We start from the raw sequence: 2,750 nt of genomic DNA, 5'->3' as shown, positions 1-2,750 counted from the left end.
ACGACTCTAACGCGGTAAAATCACGGATTAATTTACAACCCTCAGAGGGAACTATGAGCGATATCGAAGCACGTGTTAAGAAAATCATTGCCGAACAACTCGGCGTGGAAGAAGGCCAGGTCACCAGCGAAAAAGCCTTTGTGGCCGATCTGGGCGCTGACTCCCTTGACACCGTAGAACTGGTTATGGCTCTGGAAGACGAGTTCGGCATTGAGATTCCCGACGAAGACGCCGAGAAGATCACCACCGTCCAGAACGCGATTGACTACGCAAACACCCATCAAAAGGCTTGAGGCAAGGCTTTCGCCTGCTTCCGCCGTCATCAAGCCTGAAAAGTCATTCCAGGGCTTTTCGGGTTCTTCTCAGGATTTTTGAATGAGCCGTCGTCGTGTCGTCGTGACAGGTCTGGGTTGTGTCAGCCCGGTAGGTAATACCGTGGCTGAATCCTGGGCCAATCTGATTGCCGGTGTGCCCGGAATTGATCTGATCACGCAGTTTGATGCAAGCAACTTTGCCTGCAAATTTGCTGGTGAGGTCAAAGGCTTCAATATCGCGGATTACATTCCCGAAAAAGAAGCGCGGCACATGGATCGCTTCATTCATCTGGGTCTGGCTGCAGCTTTCCAGGCGGTGGCCGACAGCGGCTTGCCGACAGGCGAGGCGCTCGACGGCGAACTGGCGACCCGCATTGGCTGCAATATCGGTTCGGGCATAGGCGGTTTGCCGATGATCGAGCAAATGCATTCCGAGCTGGTCAATCGCGGCCCGCGCCGGGTGTCTCCGTTTTTTGTACCTGCCTCGATCATCAACATGATTTCCGGGCATGTATCCATCAAATTCGGCTTTAAAGGCCCCAATGTCGCGGTCGTAACGGCCTGTACGACGGGACTTCATGCCATCGGCCTGTCGGCGCGCATGATTGAATATGGTGATTGCGACGTGATGGTGGCCGGTGGCGCTGAGTCCTGCGTCTCTCCGCTGGGCGTAGGCGGCTTTGCCGCAGCGCGTGCCCTGTCCACCCGCAACGAAGACCCGAAAACAGCATCTCGCCCCTGGGACAAGGACCGTGATGGTTTTGTGCTGGGCGAAGGCGGCGGTGTGCTGGTTCTCGAAGAGTACGAGCATGCCAAAGCACGGGGCGCCAGAATTTATGCTGAACTGACCGGGTTCGGCATGAGCGCAGACGCATATCACATGACAGCGCCCGATGTCGACGGACCGCGTCGCTCCATGGTCATGGCGTTGAAGAACGCAGGTGTCAATGCCGACGAAGTCCAGTACCTCAACGCGCATGGCACGTCCACGCCGCTGGGCGACCTGAACGAGACAAACGCCGTCAAGGCGGCGTTCGGCAGTCACGCTAAAAACATGGTGGTCAGCTCGACCAAATCCATGACGGGTCACCTTTTGGGCGGCGCCGGCGGCATTGAGTCGGTGTTTACGGTGCTTTCGCTGTATCACCAGAAAATACCGCCGACCATCAATATCTTCAACCAGGATCCCGAGTGCGACCTGGACTACTGTGCCAATACCGCGCGTGACGCAAAAATCGAGGTTGCCGTCAAAAACAATTTCGGGTTCGGCGGCACCAACGGTACGCTGGTCTTCAAGCGCGCCTGATTTCCCGGCTCACGCACGTCCAACAGCCTGCCTTGAGCCTGCACAACGCCCCGCCGGTTGTTTATCCGCTGGGGCGTTCGCGTTTTCTGGGTACTCTTTTGTTGGGTTTATGGCTGTCCGGGCTGCTTTTAGCGATGCTCTGGTATTTCAACGGAAACCGTCAGCTGGATTGGCGCATCGGCCTGGCACTTACTGCCGCTTTGGGCGCTGGTGTGGCAGCACATATTGGTTGGCGAAACTCTCCGGCGGGCCACTTGGCATGGGATGGCGAAGTGTGGCGCTGGGAGAGCCCGGGTTATCAGGCGGGCGTCGCCGAATATGAGCTTTCAGTCCTTGCCGATCTTCAACACTACTTACTGCTTCGGCTTGAAAATTCTGCTCACGCACGGCTGTGGCTCTGGGTGGAGCGCGGCGTCATGCCGGAGCGATGGCTGGACCTGCGCCGGGCGGTCTACTCGCCGCACAAGTCATCTTCCACCTTATCGCCGCACGATTTTCGGCCTGCAGAACCCGTGCCGGCTGTGGCAGTATCGGGGTCTATGCGCCCAGTTGAAGTCACGTCACAAAACCCATGAGCGCTGACCTGCCTCCGCCTCAACTGGAAAAAGCAACCGACAGCGATGCCATGCTGGTGGAGCGCACCGTTGCAGGCGACCAGAAGGCATATGAGCTGCTGGTCATCAAATACCAGCGGCGCATCCAGCGTCTGATAGGCCGTATGGTGCGCGATGTGGACCTGGTGGAAGATATCGCCCAGGAAACGTTCATCCGCGCCTACAGGGCCCTGGCGCAGTTCAGGGGCGAGGCCCAGTTCTACACATGGCTTTACCGGATTGCGGTGAATACCGCCAAAAAGGCCCTGATGGACCTTAAACGGGATCCAACCGTCTCTGAAAACTCCTTTAAATCGGGCCAAAGCGATGAAAGCGATGAAACTTCCCCGCTTGAAAACGAACTAACAAGCTCGGAAACGCCGGAAGCCGTGCTGGCCACCAAGGAAATTGCGGAAATCATCAATGCCGCCATGGAAGCCTTGCCTGAGGAGCTTCGCCAGGCCATTACCCTACGCGAAATAGAAGGGCTGAGCTACGAAGAGATTTCAGAGGCGATGGATTGCCCTATCGGTACAG

Annotated in this window: 4 protein-coding genes; all 4 read left to right on the top strand. The window is 57.1% G+C overall.

Annotated elements, in window-relative coordinates; translation table 11 throughout:
* Positions 1–53: 53 nt before the first annotated feature.
* A complete protein-coding gene (gene acpP / locus AC1D1P_RS20040; protein ID WP_011484542.1) occupies positions 54–293 on the top strand; it encodes an acyl carrier protein in 240 nt (79 codons plus the stop codon).
* A gap of 82 nt (positions 294–375) precedes the next feature.
* Positions 376–1,620: a beta-ketoacyl-ACP synthase II gene (gene fabF / locus AC1D1P_RS20035; RefSeq protein WP_457279384.1), complete on the top strand. Its 1,245-nt coding sequence runs from the start codon at positions 376–378 to the stop codon at positions 1,618–1,620.
* A gap of 32 nt (positions 1,621–1,652) precedes the next feature.
* A complete protein-coding gene (locus tag AC1D1P_RS20030) occupies positions 1,653–2,195 on the top strand; it encodes a hypothetical protein (RefSeq protein ID WP_477674176.1) in 543 nt (180 codons plus the stop codon).
* Positions 2,192–2,750: sigma-70 family RNA polymerase sigma factor (locus tag AC1D1P_RS20025; RefSeq protein ID WP_477674175.1), on the top strand; the 559-nt coding region annotated here is incomplete at its 3' end. The genes AC1D1P_RS20030 and AC1D1P_RS20025, both read left to right, overlap by 4 nt.

Source organism: Polaromonas sp. P1_E1_2 (assembly GCF_056406035.1).
This window is presented reverse-complemented; position numbering and strand designations above follow the sequence as displayed.

Coding starts and splice junctions, on each gene's coding strand:
- acpP (WP_011484542.1), top strand. CDS start 54: ATGAGCGATATCGAAGCACGTGTTAAGAAAATCATTGCCGAACAACTC.
- fabF (WP_457279384.1), top strand. CDS start 376: ATGAGCCGTCGTCGTGTCGTCGTGACAGGTCTGGGTTGTGTCAGCCCG.